The sequence below is a fragment of the Chromobacterium vaccinii genome (assembly GCF_000971335.1).
In the GTDB taxonomy this organism is placed as follows: domain Bacteria; phylum Pseudomonadota; class Gammaproteobacteria; order Burkholderiales; family Chromobacteriaceae; genus Chromobacterium; species Chromobacterium vaccinii.
In genome coordinates this window covers 66,011-82,753 of record NZ_JZJL01000002.1, presented here as the reverse complement: position 1 = coordinate 82,753, position 16,743 = coordinate 66,011, and the positions used below count along the sequence as shown (strand labels likewise).

At 64.6% G+C, this 16,743-nt stretch carries 12 protein-coding genes; 7 read left to right on the top strand and 5 right to left on the bottom strand.

Going from position 1 to position 16,743, the window contains the following annotated elements; translation table 11 throughout:
* Position 1 precedes the first annotated feature (1 nt).
* Positions 2–1,168, bottom strand: a complete 1,167-nt coding sequence (gene flhB / locus VL52_RS01315) for a flagellar biosynthesis protein FlhB (RefSeq protein ID WP_046155386.1) — start codon at positions 1,166–1,168, stop codon at positions 2–4.
* Positions 1,169–1,307: 139 nt separating this feature from the next.
* On the opposite strand from flhB, the gene VL52_RS01310 reads away from it, so the two are divergent.
* Together VL52_RS01310 and VL52_RS01305 are read left to right on the top strand one after the other, a co-directional pair.
* Positions 1,308–2,102, top strand: a complete 795-nt coding sequence (locus tag VL52_RS01310) for a thymidylate synthase (protein WP_046155385.1) — start codon at positions 1,308–1,310, stop codon at positions 2,100–2,102.
* The gene (locus tag VL52_RS01305; RefSeq protein WP_046155384.1) at positions 2,099–2,590 is read left to right on the top strand and encodes a dihydrofolate reductase; all 492 of its coding nucleotides are present in this window, start codon (positions 2,099–2,101) and stop codon (positions 2,588–2,590) included. The genes VL52_RS01310 and VL52_RS01305 overlap by 4 nt, the downstream gene beginning before the upstream one ends.
* A 62-nt stretch (positions 2,591–2,652) precedes the next feature.
* On the opposite strand, the gene VL52_RS01300 is transcribed toward VL52_RS01305, so the two are convergent.
* From VL52_RS01300 to VL52_RS01290, 3 genes are all read right to left on the bottom strand, one after another.
* Entirely contained in the window at positions 2,653–3,321 is a 669-nt protein-coding gene (locus tag VL52_RS01300) for a GntR family transcriptional regulator (protein ID WP_021477708.1), read from the bottom strand.
* A 329-nt stretch (positions 3,322–3,650) separates the two neighbouring features.
* Positions 3,651–4,349 carry a bifunctional 2-polyprenyl-6-hydroxyphenol methylase/3-demethylubiquinol 3-O-methyltransferase UbiG gene (ubiG, locus tag VL52_RS01295; protein WP_046155383.1) on the bottom strand — a complete coding sequence of 233 codons (699 nt, stop codon included), beginning with the start codon at positions 4,347–4,349 and terminating at the stop codon, positions 3,651–3,653.
* A gap of 4 nt (positions 4,350–4,353) precedes the next feature.
* Complete coding sequence (locus tag VL52_RS01290; RefSeq protein ID WP_046155382.1) at positions 4,354–5,673, bottom strand: TRZ/ATZ family hydrolase; 1,320 nt, start codon at positions 5,671–5,673, stop codon at positions 4,354–4,356.
* A 263-nt stretch (positions 5,674–5,936) separates the two neighbouring features.
* On the opposite strand from VL52_RS01290, the gene VL52_RS01285 reads away from it, so the two are divergent.
* Positions 5,937–8,747 (top strand): EAL domain-containing protein, encoded by a 2,811-nt coding sequence (locus tag VL52_RS01285; RefSeq protein WP_046155381.1) that lies wholly within the window; start codon positions 5,937–5,939, stop codon positions 8,745–8,747.
* A gap of 193 nt (positions 8,748–8,940) precedes the next feature.
* On the top strand, positions 8,941–12,876 hold the full coding sequence (locus tag VL52_RS23040; RefSeq protein WP_160298903.1) for a bifunctional diguanylate cyclase/phosphodiesterase: 3,936 nt from the start codon (positions 8,941–8,943) through the stop codon (positions 12,874–12,876).
* 9 nt (positions 12,877–12,885) lie between these two features.
* Here VL52_RS23040 and VL52_RS01275 read toward each other — a convergent pair whose 3' ends face one another.
* On the bottom strand, positions 12,886–13,317 hold the full coding sequence (locus tag VL52_RS01275; protein ID WP_046155380.1) for a hypothetical protein: 432 nt from the start codon (positions 13,315–13,317) through the stop codon (positions 12,886–12,888).
* A gap of 345 nt (positions 13,318–13,662) precedes the next feature.
* Here VL52_RS01275 and VL52_RS01270 point away from each other — a divergent pair, with 345 nt between their 5' ends.
* Genes VL52_RS01270 through VL52_RS01260 form a run of 3 tightly spaced genes read left to right on the top strand, consistent with a single transcriptional unit; the run spans position 13,663 to position 16,723 of the window.
* Complete coding sequence (locus VL52_RS01270; RefSeq protein ID WP_046155379.1) at positions 13,663–14,061, top strand: c-type cytochrome; 399 nt, start codon at positions 13,663–13,665, stop codon at positions 14,059–14,061.
* Positions 14,058–15,449 (top strand): D-arabinono-1,4-lactone oxidase, encoded by a 1,392-nt coding sequence (locus VL52_RS01265; protein ID WP_046155378.1) that lies wholly within the window; start codon positions 14,058–14,060, stop codon positions 15,447–15,449. The genes VL52_RS01270 and VL52_RS01265 overlap by 4 nt, the downstream gene beginning before the upstream one ends.
* Entirely contained in the window at positions 15,446–16,723 is a 1,278-nt protein-coding gene (locus VL52_RS01260; protein ID WP_046155377.1) for an alanine racemase, read from the top strand. The genes VL52_RS01265 and VL52_RS01260 overlap by 4 nt, the downstream gene beginning before the upstream one ends.
* Positions 16,724–16,743: the final 20 nt, after the last annotated feature.

The window sequence follows — 16,743 nt, the reverse complement described above, 5'->3', positions numbered from 1 at the left end:
CTTATCGGCTTTCTTCTGGCGCCGAATCTTGCGGACGTTTGCTGTACGGGTCAAGCTCGTCGGGCACGTCCAGTTGATCCGGGAAGGTCGGGGCCACGCCGCCGATGGATTGATACTGCTGCAGCTGGAACACATAGGCCAGCACCTGGGCCGCCGCCGCGTACAGCTGGGCCGGGATGTCCTGGCCCAGTTCTCCGTGGAAATACAGCGCCCGGGCGAAGGGGGGCGAGCGCATGATGGGCACGCGGCTGTCCTTGCCGGTGTCGATGATCTTTTCCGCCAGTTTCAGCGAACCCTTGGCCACCACCTGCGGCGCGCGCATGGTGTCGTCGTATTTCAGCGCCACCGCGAAGTGGGTCGGGTTGGTGACGATCACGTTGGCCTTGGGCACCTCCTGCATCATCCGCTTGCGAGCGGCTTCGCGCTGCATCTGGCGGATGCGGCCCTTGACCTCGGGGGAGCCTTCCGCTTCCTTGTATTCCTGCTTGACCTCTTCCTTGGTCATCCTGAGCTTCTTGTAGTAGCTCCATAGCTGGTAGGGCACGTCCAGCGCCACCAGCAGGATCAGCGCGGCGGTGACGATGAAGAAGGTGCGGATCATCAGGTCGGTCATCTTCAGGATGCCGGCTTCCAGCGGCATGGACAGCAGGCCGATGATCTCGCCGCGCTCCTTCCAGATGTACCAGGTGGCGATGCCGCCGATCAGCAGGCTTTTCAGTATCGCCTTCAAGCCTTCGTTGACCGCGTTCAGCGAGATGATGCGCTTCATGCCCGGAAAGGGGTTCAGTTTGCCGAAATTGGGCTCCAGCGCCTTGAAGGTCATGTTCCAGCCGCCGACCAGCAGCGGCGCGCACAGCGCCGCCAGCGCCAGCCCGACGAAGAACGGAGCCAGCGCGGTCAGCGCCTGGAACAGGCTTTCCTTGAACCGGATCAGCGCGGGCTCGGTGTGCTGCACCGCGGCTTGGTCGAAGGTGAGCAAGTGGCGCATGATTTCGCCGAGCGCATGGCCTAGCTGGCCGCCCATCGCCATCAGCAGCGCGACTCCGGTCATGGTGACGGCGAAGGTCGACAGCTCCCGCGACCGGGGGATGTTGCCATCCTCACGGGCCATCGACAGCCGTTTGGCTGACGCGGGTTCGGTGCGTTCGAGGTCTGAGTCTTCTGCCATGGGCTCGCTTTAGATAAATGCTTTTGTCTTGATTTTAAACTGAATGGTAGCGTATGCCGGCCGGTCTCGGCCAGCCCCGCGCCTCGCGCGGCAGCGCCGCTAGCGGTACAATAATCTGATTATTGACGGAATCGCCCACATGCAACAGTACCTCGACCTGATGCGCCATGTGCTGGAACATGGACACGACAAGGCAGACCGCACCGGAACCGGCACCCGCTCGGTGTTCGGCTACCAGATGCGCTTCGATCTGGCGGACGGTTTTCCGCTGATCACCACCAAGAAATGCCATCTGCGCTCCATCATCCACGAACTGCTGTGGTTCCTGTCCGGCGATACCAATATCCGCTATCTGAAGGAAAACGGCGTGTCGATCTGGGACGATTGGGCCGACGAGAACGGCGATCTCGGCCCGGTCTACGGCTACCAGTGGCGCAGCTGGCCGGCGCCGGACGGCCGCCACATCGACCAGATCAGCCAGTTGCTGGACATGATCAAAAAGAACCCCGATTCGCGCCGGCTGATCGTGTCGGCCTGGAACCCGGCGCTGGTGGACCAGATGGCGCTGCCGCCTTGCCACAGCCTGTTCCAGTTCTACGTCGCCGACGGCAGGCTGTCCTGCCAGCTGTATCAGCGCTCGGCCGACATCTTCCTCGGCGTGCCGTTCAACATCGCCAGCTACGCGCTGCTGACGATGATGGTGGCCCAGGTATGCGGCCTGCGGCCGGGCGACTTCGTCCACACGCTGGGCGACGCCCATCTGTACAGCAACCATCTGGAACAGGCGCAATTGCAATTAACGCGCGAACCGCGCCCGCTGCCGACGATGAAGCTGAATCCCGAGGTGAAAGACCTGTTCGCGTTCAAATTCGAAGACTTCGCGCTGGAAGGCTACGACCCGCACCCGCACATCAAGGCGCAGGTGGCGGTATGAGCCGGAAACCGACGCTGACGCTGGTGGCCGCGATGGCCGCCAATCGCACCATCGGCATAGACAACCAGCTGCCCTGGCGTCTGCCGGAGGATCTGAAGCATTTCAAGGCGACCACGCTGGGCAAGCCGGTGATCATGGGCCGAAAGACCTGGGACTCGATCGGCCGGCCGCTGCCGGGCCGCCGCAATATCGTGGTTACCCGCCAGGCGGACTGGAGGGCGGACGGCGCGGAAACCGCTCATTCTCTGGAGGAGGCGCTGGCGCTGGCCGGCGCGGTGGACGAGGCCTGCCTGATCGGCGGAGCCGACCTGTACCGCCAGGCTCTGGCACTGGCCGACCGGCTGTGCCTGACCGAAATCGCCCGCGACTACGACGGCGACGCCCACTTCCCGGAGTTCGACCCGGACGACTGGCGCGAGGCGTCGCGCGAGGGCGCGGTCAGCGCCGACGGGTTGCCTTACGCCTTTGTAGAATACCGCCGCCGCTGACGCTGGGGCGCGCAAAGCAAAGGCTGCCGTCGGCAGCCTTTTTTCATTCGATCGGGCGGATGTCAGACGCCGCCTTCCAGCGCCTCCGCCGCGCTTTGCGCGAGCTGGCTGTAGTCGCGGCCGAATTCGATGATCATCTGCTTCAGGCGGCCGGTGTCGCGCGCGATCAGCGTTTTCAGCAGGCTTTCCAGGAATTGGTGGGTGCGGTCCATCTGGCTCTTGCCGGCGCGCAGGATGGCGTACAGGCAGCGCTGGGTCAGCGGCAGCATGTCGATCAGCGTGTCGGTCAGATAGCGGTTGTCGGCGTGGCGGTACAGCGCCGACAGGAATTCGATGCCGTGCTCGTAGAAGGCCTGCAGGTCGTCGCGGCGGTTGTCTTCCTCCAGCAGCGCCATCAGCTCGATGAAGCGCGCCAGGTCGTCGTTCTGCCAGCCGGCGGCCAGGTTCTGCACCACGCGGTCCAGCAGCAGGAACCACAGGTCGAAGAAGTCGCGCACGTCGCGCGCGCTGATGCTGGACACCATCGCGCCGCGGCGCGGGAAGATGTCCACCAGGTGGCGGCGCTGCAAAATCAGCAAGGCCTCGCGCACCGAGCCGCGGCTCACTTCCAGCTCGGAAGCGATGCGCAACTCCTGGATCCGCTCGCCCGGCTTCATCTCGCCCTGGATTATCTGCCTGCCTAGGTATTGGGCGATCTGCTCGGTCAAGAGGTCATTGGCCTTGAATGTCATGAATCATCATCTCCGGAAATTGATTTTCTCGTTCTCTTGATATTGTACGGCATCCTGCCGGATTGTCCGGCAGTATCCTGTCTGTCTGCCTGTTTGTATCCAGCCCGGGCGCGCGTGGCGCGGCACTGCCATGCCGCGCCGGTTGCGCGCATTATGCGCGTTGGCGTTGAGGGCGGCTATGATATCAACCAGATGATTAAAACGCATGTTTTCTTGTTGTGTTGACTTGTGGCGTGGGCGTTTTCTGCCATTTTTCACAAGGCGGCCGAAACAAGCGTGCGGAAAAACGAAAGGCCCGGCTGGGCCGGGCCTTGTTGGACGCGTCGCGCTCAGGCGGAGCGGCGGGTCGCCATCAGGTAATTGACGTCGGTATCGTCGTTCAGCGAGTAGATGCGAGTGACGGGATTGTAGCCCATGCCGCTCAGCGTCTGCAGGCCGAGGCCGGCGTGGCGGGCCATGCGGCTCAGCTCGGACGGCTTGAGGAAGCGCGCGTACTCGTGGGTGCCGCGCGGCAACATGTTGAGCACGTATTCGGCGCCGACCACGGCCAGCAGATAGGCCTTGGCGTTGCGGTTCAACGTGGAGAAGAACACCCAGCCGCCCGGCTTCACCAGCGTGGCGCAGGCGCGGACCACGCTTTCCGGGTCCGGCACATGCTCCAGCATTTCCATGCAGGTGACCACGTCGAAGCTGGCCGGCATCTCGGCCGCCAGCTCTTCCACCGGCACGCAGCGGTAGTCGATGGGCACGCCGGACTCCAGGCTGTGCAGCTGCGCCACCTTCAGCGATTTTTTCGCCAGGTCGATGCCGGTCACCTGCGCGCCCCTCAGCGCCATGCTCTCGGCCAGGATGCCGCCGCCGCAGCCGACGTCCAGCACCTTTTTGCCGGCGATGGACGCATGGCGGTCGATGAAGTCCAGGCGCAGCGGGTTGATCTCGTGCAGCGGCTTGAATTCGCTGTCCTTGTCCCACCACTTGTGCGCCAGCTGGCTGAATTTGTCGATTTCGTGTTCGTCTACGTTGCTCATGCTCTTACTTTGCCAGGATGCGGTTGCGCCAGTCGCCGGCGCGGGCCTTCAGATCGCTCTCGTCCAGGGTGGTCAGCTTGCGCTCGCGCATCAACGCGCGGCCCTTGACCCAGACGTGGCTGACCTGCTCGCGACCGGCAGCGTACACCACATGCGAGATCGGGTCGAATGCCGGGGCGGTTTCCAGCTCGGCGAAGTTGATGGCGATCAGGTCGGCCTGCTTGCCCACCTTGACCGAGCCCACCTTGTCGGCGATGCCCAGCGCGCGGGCGCCGTTCAGCGTGGCCATGCGGATGGCGGCGGCGGCCGGCACCGAGGTGGGATCCAGCGTGCCCACCTTGGCCAGCAGCGCGGCCAGGCGGGTTTCGGCCAGCATGTCGAGCTTGTTGTTGGACGCGGCGCCGTCGGTGCCGATGCCCACCGATACGCCGGCGGCCAACAGCTTGCTCACCGGCGAGATGCCGGAGGCCAGCTTCATGTTGGAGGCCGGGTTGTGGGCGGTGGAGATGCCGTGCCTGGCCGCCAGCTCGATCTCGGCGTCGTTCAAATGCACCATGTGCGCGGCGATCAGCCGCGGCGACAGCAGTCCCAGTTGCTGCAGGCGGGCCAGCGGGCGTTGGCCGTGCTCCTTGAGGCTGTTGCTCACTTCCTCGGCGGTTTCGTGGATGTGGCAGTGGATCAGCATGTCCTCCTGCTCGGCCAGCGTCACGACCTTGCGGAAGGTGTCGTCCGACACGGTATAGGGCGCGTGCGGCGCCAGCGTGAAGGTGAGCAGGTCCTCGCCCAGAAACTGGCTGCGCTCGGCCATGCCCTTGGCGATGTAGTCGTCGGCGTTGCTGGCGTAATTGGTCGGGAATTCCAGAATCGAACAGCCGACGAAGGTGCGCATGCCGGAAGCCAGGCCCGCGCGCGCGACGGCGGCGTTGTAGAAGTACATGTCGTTGATGGTGGTGGTGCCGCCGCGGATCATTTCGCCCATCGCCAGCAGCGAGCCGTCGAACACGAAATCGTCGTGGACGTGCTTGCCTTCGGTGGGCCAGATGTAGTTGGTCAGCCAGTCCATCAGCACCTTGTCGTCGGCCAGGCCGCGCAGCAGCGACATCGCCGAATGGCCGTGCAGATTGATCAGGCCCGGCATCAGCACGTGGTCGGGCAGCTCCAGTCTTTCGTCTGCCTCTAGCCCGGCGGCGTCGGCTGCTGGAATAATGGCGGCTATCTTGCCGTCCCGGATGGCGACGGCGTGGTTTTCCAGGACTTCGCCGTCAGTTTCCACGGTGATGATCCAGCGGGCGGAGATAATCTTTTCATAACGGGACTGCGGCATGGCTGATATCCTGATGATCCGTTGCAAAGTGTCGTGCGATTTTAGGCCCTGCGATTGCGACAAGGCAATGAGCTGCTGTGGCCTCTTTATATTTGGCTGATTTGTGCTGTAGATATGCTTGAAAATGATAAGGGCGGATGACTGGTGAATATTCCAGCGAAAAGCCGCTGGCCGCCGGTGTATACTGCTGATTGCACTTGTGAATTATGGAACTCAGGCATTCGATCTTCCGCGACTCGCGGCGAACCAAAGACTAGCGCGACATGGCTCAACAAGCAGACGAAAAATCCACTGCCAGCACTGGCCTGAATCTGAGGGATGTGTTTCTCATCGCCGTAATACTCGGCTTGTTGATTCCCGCCTCCATCATCAGCTATCTCAGCTTCAATATTCAGAAGGATAACCTGACCACGCAGCTGGAAACCGACCAGCGGCGTTTATTGGATATCGTCGCGCTGGGCATGCAGGAGCCGTTGTGGAATCTCAGCCGGCAGGCCGGCAATCCATTGATCGCATCGGTGATGGAAGATCCGCGCGTGATTTCCATCCGCGTCACCGACACCCAGTCCAATCAGGTATTCCTGTCCGCGGTTCGCAGCGAACGCCGCATCGGCAGCGTGTCCTACGTGGAAAAGCCGGTGATTTACCGCGGCGAGGCCATCGGCCAGGTGACGATGGAGTTCGACAACGAAAACCTGGCCATCGCGCTCAGCAACCAGGTGAAGAACATCCTGATGATCCTGGCGGCGCAGCTGGTGCTGTCCATCATGCTGATCATGAGCATCCTGCATTCGCGCTTCCTCAGCCCGATGCGGCTGCTGACCGAGCAGGCGCGGCTGCTGGCCGAGTTGAAGCTGGATTCGCCGTTCGAGTGGTCGCGCCGCGACGAGCTGGGCCGCCTCGGCACCCACCTGGAGTGGACCCGTTCCGAGCTGAAGCGCCTGGTGGACGAGCTCAGGGCCAAGACGCTGGCGCTGGAGGCAGACATCGCCCGCCGCCGCGAGGTCGAGGACGCGCTGCGCCGCTCGGAAAACAAGTACCGCGAGCTGTTCTGGTCCAATCTGGACGGCATCGTCATCAGCTCGCTGGACGGCCAGGTGATAGACGCCAACCCGGCCTTCCTCAACCTGATGTGCTACAGCCTGGACCAGTTGAAGCAACAGAATTTCTGGAGCCTGGTGGCCGAGGAGAGCGAGGCGCTGGAGCGTTTCAATCTCGACAACAAGGTGCTGCGATTCGGCTATTGCGACGAGTTCGAAGCCACGTATCTGAACCGTTTCGACAACCAGGTGCCGGTCAGCGTCAAGACGGTGGCGATGCGCGACGCCTTCGGCCGCATCAACGCGGTGTGGCGGATGGTGCGCGACATCTCCGAGAAGCGCGCGGCCGAAGAGCGGGTGCAGCTGGCAGCCAAGGTGTTCGAGAACACCGTCGAGGGCATCATGATCACCGACGCCGATCGCCGCATCCGCAGCGTCAACCGCGCGTTCACCGAAATCACCGGCTACACCCAGCACGAGGTGCTGGGCCAGAAGACCAGCATCCTGTCGTCCGGCCGCCACGACGAGCCGTTCTACGAGCAGATGTGGCAGTCCATCTCCGAGCAGGGCTCCTGGCAGGGCGAACTGTGGAACCGCCGCAAGAACGGCGAGGTGTATCCGGAATGGCTGGCGATCAACGCCGTGCGCAACAGCCTGGGCGAGATCACCCATTATGTGGCGATCTTCAGCGACCTGACCGAGCGCAAGGCCGCCGACGAGCGCATCCAGTTCCTGGCCCATTTCGACGTGCTCACCAGCCTGCCCAACCGCATCCACATGCAGGATCGCGTCGAGCTGGCCATTCACAACGTCGTGCGCGACAACCAGCGGCTGGCGCTGCTGCTGCTGGACCTGGACCGTTTCAAGACCGTCAACGAGTCGCTGGGCCACTCCGCCGGCGACACCTTGCTGCAGGTGGCCGCCGACCGCATCCGGTCGGCGCTGGCGCCGGGCGAGATGCTGGCGCGCCAGGGCGGCGACGAGTTCATCATCCTGCTGCCGGTGATTTCCGACCCGGGCGAGGCCGCGCTGGCGGCGGAACGGGTGCGCGACGTGTTCGCCAACCCGATCGAGCTGCACAACCACGTGCTGACCATCACCCCGTCCATCGGCATCAGCGTCTACCCGGACGATGGCCGCGACTACGAGACCCTGGTGCGCAACGCCGACGCGGCGATGTACCACGCCAAATCGTCGGGCCGCAACAGCTACAAGTTCTACACCGCCGACCTCAACGCCCGCGCCCGCGAAATCCTGGCGATCGAGAGCCAGCTGCGCTTCGCGCTGGAGCGCGACGAGTTCGTGCTGCACTACCAGCCGCAGGTGGAGATGGAAAGCGGCCGCATCGTCGGCGCCGAGGCGCTGATCCGCTGGAACCATCCGTCTCTGGGCCTGCTGGGGCCGGTGCGCTTCATCCAGGTCGCCGAGGAGCGCGGCTTCATCGTGCAGATCGGCAACTGGGTGATCAGCGAGGCGACGCGCCAGCTGGTGGCCTGGCGCCAGGAGGGGCTGCCGGAGCTGACGCTGGCGATCAACCTGTCGGCGCTGCAGTTCCGCCAGCCGGATCTGGCGTTGCAGGTGAAGCAGGCGCTGGAATCCAGCGGCCTGCCCGGCCACGCGCTGGACATCGAGGTGACCGAGAGCATCATCATGGAAGACGCCCAGGCCACGATCCAGACCATAGACAATATGAAGAACATGGGCCTCAGGCTGTCGATCGACGACTTTGGCACCGGCTACTCCAGCTTGTCCTATCTCAAGCGCTTCAAGGCCGACAAGCTGAAGATCGACCGCTCCTTCGTCCGCGACATCCCGCATGACGCCGACGACAGCGCCATCGCCCGCGCCATCATCAATATGGCCAAGAACCTGAACATGCAGGTGGTGGCCGAGGGCGTGGAGACGATGGAGCAATGGCAGTTCCTGGAGCAGGAGGGCTGCGACTTCGTCCAGGGCTACCTGATCGCCAAGCCGCTGCCGGCCGACGACTTCGCCAAGCTGTTGCACAAGGACAGCCTGCTGCCCCAGAGTTGAAGCCCCAAGACCGTTTCATCCCGAAAGCCCGCCGAGCGCGGGCTTTTTGCTTGGCGGCCGGCATGGCCGGCCAAGATCGGCTCGACATGCCGCGATCGCCGGCCATACTGAAGAAACATAGGGAAAGACAATATCCGCATCGAGTTGTGGAGGAGTTCTCCGCGGGGGGCGCATGGAGGCAGATAGGCGGCGTTTGCATTGGATCATCGTGTCGGCGTACGCGCTGATCGCATCGGTCTGGATCATTGTGCCGGATTTGCTGATGGGGCAGTGGGGCTCGTCGGACAACCCCATCGGCGGCATGGGGTGGGATGGTTTGTTTGCTTTCGTCTCTTCAGCTTTTTTATATCTGTTGCTGAGCGGCATGGGGCCGGAACGGCTGGCGGGCTTGCACAAATTCGGGCGTTTGGGGCGCGGCCTGCTGGCGCTGGCCCGACGGGATATGGGCTGGCTGGTGTTGCTGTATCTGTTGGCCGTGCTGGCGGCGATGGCCGTGCCGGATGTGTCCTTGATTCATCTGGCGAATCCGCGGACGTATGCCTGGCTGGTCGCCGGATGGGATGCGGCGTTCATTCTGGGTTGTGCCGTATTGTTGAAGTTGTGCCTGGATCAACTGAACGACGACTGTGTGCTGCTGCAACCCAGGTATGGTCAGTTGTTGGCCTATCTTTTCGCGGCTTGCGGCTCTCTATTGGTGTTGGATTTGCGGTTTCAATTGAAATCCCAGCATCACCTGATGTTGCTGTTTCTGATTCCGATCGGCCTGAGTGCCTTGCTTGGGGGGCTGGGGCCGGGACTGTTGTCCATCGTCTTGATTTCCTCCATTGTCGCGGCTTTGTCGCTTTCCTCCTTTTCCGGCGTGCCCGCAGGCCCGGCTTCGCAATTGCTGTCGCTCAGCCTGCTGGTGCTGATCGGCGTGTTATTCAGTGTGATGAGCGAGGTGCAGTTGCGCGCCCGCGCCAGGTTGGCCATGGCATTGGAGCGACGGCAAGCGGCGCTGGAGGCCTTGAGGCACAGCGACGAGCGTTTCCGCGCGCTGTTCGCCGACAGTCCGGTGGCGATGGCGATTTCGAGGATGGCGGACGGCGTGCTGGAAGAAGTGAATCAGGCCTTCCTGGATCTGCTGCAACTTGAACGGGAGCGGGTGTTGGGCCGTACGACGCTTGATCTGGGCATTTGGAAAGACGCCGCGGATAGACGCCAGCTGATCGAGACGTTGCGGCGCGAAGGCGAGGTGATGGGCGTTCCGGTAGCCCTGCTGCGGAGCGATGGGACGACCGCTCAGGTGCTGCTGTCGTTCCGTCTGATCCATTTTGAGGGCGAATCCCACGTGCACGGCGTGGTGCTGGATGTGACGGATAGGCACCGCGCCCAGATGGCGTTGAGGGAGAGCGAGGCGCGGCTGGCGGGCATGGTGCGGTCGGCGATGGACGGCATCGTGATGCTGGATAGCAGGCTGCGCATCTCGATGTTCAACGCGGCGGCGGAGCAGATGTTCGGCAGGTCGGCGCAGGCCATGCTGGGCCAGCCCCTGGATATGCTGCTGCCAACTGCCTTGCGCGCGGAGCATGGCCGGCTGGTGCAGCGCTTCGGCGACGTCGGCGCCAGTCCGCGGCGGATGGGGCAGCTCGGCAAAGTCCAGGGCGCGCGCGCGGATGGGACGTTGTTCGAGCTGGAAGCGTCCATCTCTTCGCAGGACATCGACGGACAGCGCGGCTATACGGCGATCCTGCGCGATATTTCCGAACGCGAGCGGAGCCAGTTGGAAATTTTGCGGCATATGCGGCAACTGGAGGCGCTGAATGATTTGAGCCGCGCCATCCTGGAAGATGCCGGCGCCGAGCAGATCGCGCAGATAGGCTTGCGCAATCTGCGGAAACTGGTGCCATTCTGGGGCGCGACGGTGATGCTGATCGACTGGGAGGCGGAATACGCCAGGGTGCTGGCCGTGGAGCGCGCGGTAGGCTCCCATTATGATCCCGGCCGGCAATTGCCCCTGGCCAGTTACGGCATGGATGATCTTGTGTGCCTGAAGAGGGGAGAGGTCTGCCTGGAGAAGGATCTGGGCGCCCTGCAGTGGCGCGCGCCGACGTTGGAGCGCCTGTACCGGCAAGGCATGCGCTCCTATGTCCGCATCCCGCTGATAGCAGAGGGACGATTGCTGGGCATGTTGAATATGGGCTCAGACGTGGTCGGAGCCTTCGGCGATGCCCAGCGGGAAGTGGCTCAGGCGTACGCCCGCCATTTGGCGGTTTGCCTGCAGCAGTCCCTGTTGCGGCAGCGGGTGGCGCGCCTGGGGCGGGTGCATGAGGTGCAGAGCCGGGTCAATGCGCTGGTTGTCCGCTGCCATCAGATGGAGGAGCTGTTCGATGGCATCTGCCGGATCGCGGTGGAGGTCGGAACTTACAAAATGGCCTGGGCGGGCGTGATCGATCCGGAAACGCAGAACGGCGCGGTGGCCGCCTTCCGCGGTGAGGACAGCAATTATTTTCGGCAAATCCGCCTGAGCGCGAAGGAAGACTCGCCGCATCGCGACCGCCCGGCCTGTCGGGCCGTGCGCTTGAAGGAAATCGTGGTGTGCAACGATGTGCAGAACGATCCGTCGATGACGGAACTGGCGCCGTCTTTGCTCGGCACCGGTGTGCGTTCCATCGCCAGCCTGCCCATCGTGGAGGAGGGCGGCGCGATTGCGGTGCTGGCCCTGTTCTCCTGCGAAGTCGGCGCTTTCGATAGCCAGGAGATGGCGCTGCTGCGCGAGCTCGCCAGCGATATCGGCTATGCGCTGGACCATATCCGACAGGAACAACGCCTCGACTACCTGGCCTATTACGACAGCCTGACCGGCCTCGCCAACCGCAGCCTGCTGCTTGAGCGTTTGGCGCAGCGCGTGGCGGACGCCGCGCAGCAGGAGCGGCGCTTCTCGGTCGTGGTGCTTGATATCGAGAATTTCAAATCCATCAACGATGTGTTTGGCAGGGGCGAGGGCGATCAGCTGCTGAAGAGGATGACCGAAAGGCTGTCGCGGCATGTCCAGGATGCCTCGCTATTGGCGCGGATAGGCGCGGACCAATTTGCGCTGGCCTTGCCGCAGGCTGCCGGCGAGGATGAGGCGGTGCTTGGGATGGAGCAACTTAGGCAGGATTGCCTGGATCCGCCGATTCCGCTGGATGGGAGGGATCTGTGCCTGGCGGCCAAGTTCGGCATCGCCATGCATCCAGAGGACGGCTCTACCGCGACGGAGTTGTTGGAGCGGGCCGAATCGGCATTGAAGCGAGCCAAGGCCGGGAATGAGAAATTCTTGTTCTATCGCGAGGAAATGACAGCCCGGGCCGCGGCGGCGCTGGAATTGGGCAATCGTCTGCGGCAGGCGTTGGAGCTGGAACAGTTCGAGCTGTACTACCAGCCCAAGTGCGCGGTGCGCGGGCATGCCGTCGTGGGTGTGGAGGCCTTGTTGCGCTGGCATTGTCCGGGACAGGGCATGGTGCCGCCCGCCCAGTTCGTGCCGATGCTGGAAGAGTTGGGATTGATCGCGGAGGTGGGAAACTGGGTGCTGCGGCAGGCTGCGCGCGACTATCAGCGCTGGCGTTCCGCCGGCCTGCCCGCCCCCCGCATCGCTGTCAATGTCTCGCCGCTGCAGCTTCAGCGTCCGGATTTTGTTCCATCGCTGATCGCGGCGCTTGCCATGAATCCTCAGGATGCCGGCATCGATATCGAGATTGTAGAAAGCCGTCTGATGCGAGACATCGATAGAAGCGTCGCCACTCTGCGCGAGGTGAGGGAGCTGGGCATCGGCATCTCGCTAGATGATTTCGGGACCGGTTATTCCTCGTTGGCTTACCTTGCGCAGCTGCCGGTTCAGACCTTGAAGATCGATCAGTCCTTTGTCTGTCGCATGCTGGAGGAAAAAGACGCGATGACGCTGGTGGAAATGATCATTTCCCTTGCCCACTCGATGGGCCTGGATGTGGTGGCCGAGGGTGTGGAGACGGAGGCGCAAGCCGCGGTGCTGGCGGAGCTGGGATGCGACGCGCTGCAAGGCTACTGGCTGAGCCGGCCCATGCCGGCAGACGCGTTGGCGGCCAGGCTGGCCGGCGGGACCGCGCTGGCCGGACTGAACGCCGGCCAGTGAGCGCGAGGATTAATGGTCGCGATGGTCGCCATGCCACTCGTCGCGGTGGTCGTCATGGCGGTCGTCGCGGTGGTCGCGTTTCCATCCCTCGTGGCGGCCGTTGTCATGATGGTATTCGCGGTAGTGCGGCACGTAGACGCGGTTGTACCAGTCGTCGCGGACGAAATAGACCCGGCGGCCACAGGCGCCGTACTGCCGGCAGTATCGGTCCCAATGCTTCATGTGGCCCGGCGGCACGCGCAGGTAGATCGGCGGCGCGGCCACCGGCACCGGCTGCACGATTATCGGTTGCGGGCTGATCAGCTGGGGCGGCGGGTAGCCGCCGATGTCGATCTGGCCGTAGAAGCCGGGTTCGCCGACGCTGATTGAGACGCCGGCCTGGCTGGGCAGGCTGGTCAGGGAGGCGGCGATCAGCACCGCCGCGGTCATCACGTGTTTCATGGCAAGTCTTCCTTTTACGTTGCGGACGCGTATTGCGCATGCTTTCACTATGGCGTCGGTTTGTTTCGCAATCGCAAAGGAAAGATAGCCACTGATTGCGATTTGTATCTGTTCATAACCGTAACAATGTGTACAGCAGCGGCATGCGGCATCAACGGCGGCCGCGGCGCGCCTGCCGCGCGGCGGCGCTTCCTGAGGGGGAAAAGACGGGAAATGAAAATGACATTAATGGTGTGTTGAATGTATATTAAAGCCATTGTCATCAAGCGGCCGGATTGTCCGGCCGCTTGCGCTTGAGGCGCCGCGGGCGCGCCATTGCAACATCCCGATATCCGAGGAGACGGCATGGAGGCAGGCAGGAAGACGATGGCTGGCCGGCATTGGCAGGGCATGGTCTTGGCCGGACTGGTGGTTTTGGCCGGTTGCGGGAGGGGAGAGGCCAAGCCGCAGGCGGCCGATCTGCAGCGGGCGGAGACGCTGCGGCCGATGGATGCGCAGCTGGCGCGCAAGTACGAGCGCTCCTGTCTGATCTGCCATGGCAACCAGGCCAGCCAGGCGCCGCTGGCCGGCTTCGCGCCGGCCTGGGAGGCCAGGCTGGAGAAGGGCATGCCGCTGTTGCTGACCCATGTCCGCGATGGCCTGAACGCGATGCCGGCGCGAGGTTATTGCAATGATTGCAGCGATCAGGAGTTCACCCGGCTGATCGCCTTCATGGCTGACGGCGGGCCAGGAGGCGCGCGATGAGGCCGGCACTGAATCGTCGGGCCTTGCTGCAACTGGGCGGCGGCGCGCTGCTGGGCGCCTGGGCCGCTCAAGCGGCCGGACCGCGGGCCGCCGCGTCCGCCGGCGGTTATCGCTGGCGTAACTGGAGCGGCCTGCAGAGCTGCGCCGCGCAGGCGCTGGCCACGCCCGGCGACGAGGCCGAACTGGCGCGACTGCTGCGCGAAGCGGCGCAGACCGGCACGCCGCTGCGCTGCGTCGGCGCCGGCCATTCCTTCACCCCGCTGGTGCCCACGCCCGGCAAGATCGTGTCGCTGGACCGGATGTCCGGCCTGCTGGCGCATGACGCGGCCGCCGGCGAAGCCACCTTGCTGGCCGGCACCCGCATCGGCCAGCTGGCGCGCTTGCTGGACGCGCAGGGACTGGCGCTGCGCAACCAGCCGGACGTGGATGTCCAATCCTTCGCCGGCGCGATCAGCACCGCCACCCACGGCACCGGCGCCGGCCTGCCGGCCCTGCACGCCGACGCGCGCGCGCTGCGGCTGCTGACGCCATCGGGACTGACCCTGGACTGCGGCAAGGGCCGCGACGAGGATCTGCTGCAGGCGGCGAGAGTGTCGCTGGGCAGCCTGGGCGTGATCGCCCGCGCCACCGTGGCGACGCTGCCGGCCTATTATCTGCAGCGAAAATTATGGCTGCTGCCGGCGGGACAGATGCTGGACGCCGCGCCGGAGCTGGCGCGCCGGCACCGGCATTTCGAGTTCTACTATCTGCCGTTCACCGGCTACGCCGCGGCGATCACCCACGACATCCGCCCGCCGGGACCGGCGTCGCGGCCGGAGTCCGGCGATGAGGAGATGCTGCAAGAGCTGCGCCGGCTGCGCGATTGGCTGGGAGGCATGCCGGCGCTGCGGAGCTGGACCGCGCAGAAACTGATCGATCCCGATCTGAGCGAGCAGGCCTTCGACAAGTCCTGGCGGCTGCTGTCCACCGCGCGGTCCACCCGCTTCAACGAGAGCGAGTGGCATGTGCCGCGGGAGGCCGGCATCGCCTGCGTGCGCGAGGTGATCGAACGGCTGGAGCGGCGCAACGATGTGTTCTTCCCGCTGGAGTTCCGCTTCGTCAAGGCCGACGACGCCTGGCTCAGCCCTTTCTACCGCCGCGACTCCTGCTCGATCGCCGTCCATGCCGCCGCCGGCGAGCCGCATGATTATCTGCTGACCGAACTGGCGCCGGTTTTCCGCAAATACGAGGGCCGGCCGCACTGGGGCAAGCTGCATCCGTACGGCGCGGCGGAGCTGGCCGCACTTTACCCGCGCTGGAACGACTTCCTGAAGCTGAGGCGGGAGCTGGATCCCAAGGGCGTGCTGCTCAATTCCCATCTGCGCCGCGTGTTCGGCGTGGCGGCATGAGCGGGCCGTCGCGCGGCCGGCGCCGCTTGCTGGCAGCTTTGGGCGCGGGCGGGGCGGCAGTCTGGCTGGCGCGGCCCTCCGCGCGCGGGGCGCCGCACGACGCTTATTTCCGCGGGTTGCAGGCGGCGCTGCGCCAGGCCGGCATCGCCGAGCCGACGCTGGTGTTGGACCGCGAGCGCCTGCGCGCCAATATCCGGCGGATCGCGGGTCATCTGGCCGGCAAGATGGCGCTCAGGGTGGTGGTGAAGTCGCTGCCGTGCCCGGCCTTGCTGGCCGAGGCGGCTGCGCTGGCCGGCACCCGGCGGCAGATGCTGTTCAGCCTGCCGCAGCTGGAGGCGATGGCGAAGGGCGGCCGGGACATCCTGCTGGGCAAGCCATTGCCGGCCGCCGCCGCGCTGGCGTTTTACCGCCAGTTTTTCGACATGGATTTCCAGCCGGAGCGGCAACTGCAATGGCTGGTGGACACGCCGGAGCGGCTGGCGCAGTACCGCGAGCTGGCGCGCGGGCAAAATCTGCATTTGAAGCTCAATTTCGAGATCGACGTCGGCCTGCACCGCGGCGGCATCGCCGACGCCGCCACGCTGCGGCGAATGCTGGACATGGTGGCCGTGGAGCCGCGGCTGCAGTGGTCCGGCCTGATGGGTTACGACGCGCACGTGGCCAAGATTCCGGATCTTCCCGGACTGAGGGACAAGGCTTTGCGCCACGCCCGCGCAAGCTACGCCGCCTTCGCCGCCATTGCGCGGGCGCATCCGGCGGGAAGAATCTCCGAGCCGTGCTTCAACGCCGCCGGCTCGCCCACTTACCGGCTCTATCCCGGCGATGGTCCGGAAAACGAGGTGGCGGTGGGCTCGGCCATGGTCAAGCCTAGCGATTTCGATCTGCCGCTGCTGGATGAGCTGCTGCCGGCCTGCTTTATCGCCACGCCGGTGCTGAAGGCATTGCCGCGCTTCGAACTGCCTTACGGCGTGGAGTGGCTGGGCGGGCTGGCGGGCGGCTGGGACGCCAACGCGCGGCGCGGCTATTTCATCTACGGCGGCAACTGGCAGGCCGACCCGGTGTCGCCCGCCGGCCTGGCGGGCAGCGGACTGTACGGGCATTCATCCAATCAGCAACTGCTGGTCGGTTCCGGCTTGCAGGCGCTGGCGGTGGACGACACGGTGTTCTTCCGCCCGCGCCAGAGCGAGGCGGTGCTGCAGCAGTTCGGCGATATCGCCGTGTACGAGGGCGGCCGCATCGTCGACAGGTGGCCGGTATTGCCGGCCACCGGCTGAGGCTGGCTGAACGGCCAGCA

Excerpts from the sequence above, each read along its gene's own strand:
- flhB (WP_046155386.1), bottom strand. The coding sequence starts at position 1,168 with ATGGCAGAAGACTCAGACCTCGAACGCACCGAACCCGCGTCAGCCAAA.
- VL52_RS01310 (WP_046155385.1), top strand. The coding sequence starts at position 1,308 with ATGCAACAGTACCTCGACCTGATGCGCCATGTGCTGGAACATGGACAC.
- VL52_RS01305 (WP_046155384.1), top strand. The coding sequence starts at position 2,099 with ATGAGCCGGAAACCGACGCTGACGCTGGTGGCCGCGATGGCCGCCAAT.
- VL52_RS01300 (WP_021477708.1), bottom strand. The coding sequence starts at position 3,321 with ATGACATTCAAGGCCAATGACCTCTTGACCGAGCAGATCGCCCAATAC.
- ubiG (WP_046155383.1), bottom strand. The coding sequence starts at position 4,349 with ATGAGCAACGTAGACGAACACGAAATCGACAAATTCAGCCAGCTGGCG.
- VL52_RS01290 (WP_046155382.1), bottom strand. The coding sequence starts at position 5,673 with ATGCCGCAGTCCCGTTATGAAAAGATTATCTCCGCCCGCTGGATCATC.
- VL52_RS01285 (WP_046155381.1), top strand. The coding sequence starts at position 5,937 with ATGGCTCAACAAGCAGACGAAAAATCCACTGCCAGCACTGGCCTGAAT.
- VL52_RS01275 (WP_046155380.1), bottom strand. The coding sequence starts at position 13,317 with ATGAAACACGTGATGACCGCGGCGGTGCTGATCGCCGCCTCCCTGACC.
- VL52_RS01270 (WP_046155379.1), top strand. The coding sequence starts at position 13,663 with ATGGAGGCAGGCAGGAAGACGATGGCTGGCCGGCATTGGCAGGGCATG.
- VL52_RS01265 (WP_046155378.1), top strand. The coding sequence starts at position 14,058 with ATGAGGCCGGCACTGAATCGTCGGGCCTTGCTGCAACTGGGCGGCGGC.
- VL52_RS01260 (WP_046155377.1), top strand. The coding sequence starts at position 15,446 with ATGAGCGGGCCGTCGCGCGGCCGGCGCCGCTTGCTGGCAGCTTTGGGC.